Annotated in this window: 1 protein-coding gene; it reads left to right on the forward strand. The window is 68.1% G+C overall.

Translation table 11 applies throughout. The annotated features are described in order from the left end of the window. The coding region (locus tag PKF00_RS44250; RefSeq protein ID WP_498073068.1) for an RNA polymerDNA-directed RNA polymerase subunit B at positions 1 to 545 on the forward strand (545 nt) is incomplete at both ends.

Consider the following 545-nt stretch of genomic DNA (forward strand, 5'->3'; position numbering starts at 1 on the left):
TGTCCCGTGAGCGGGCCGGCTTCGAGGTCCGTGACGTCCACCCGTCGCACTACGGCCGCATGTGCCCGATCGAGACGCCCGAAGGCCCGAACATCGGCCTGATCGGCTACCTCGCCTGTTTCGCCCGGCTCAACGCCTTCGGCTTCGTCGAGACGCCGTACCGCAAGGTCGTCAACGGCAGGATCATCGACCAGATCGACTATCTCACCGCCGACGAGGAGGACCGCTACGTCAAGGCGCAGGCCAACACGGCGTTCAACCCCGACGGCTCGTTCGCCGAGGCTCGTGTCCTGGTCCGCACGAAGGGCGGTGAGACCGAGCTCGCCCGTGCCGAGGAGGTCGACTACATCGACGTGTCGCCGCGCCAGATGGTGTCGGTGGCCACCGCGATGATCCCGTTCCTGGAGCACGACGACGCCAACCGCGCGCTCATGGGCGCGAACATGATGCGCCAGTCGGTGCCGCTGCTCAAGAGCGAGTCGCCGCTGGTCGGCACCGGCATGGAGTACCGCGCCGCGACCGACGCCGGTGACGTCATCACCGCC

The sequence above is a fragment of the Streptosporangium carneum genome (genome assembly GCF_027922005.1).
Taxonomy (GTDB): domain Bacteria; phylum Actinomycetota; class Actinomycetes; order Streptosporangiales; family Streptosporangiaceae; genus Streptosporangium; species Streptosporangium carneum.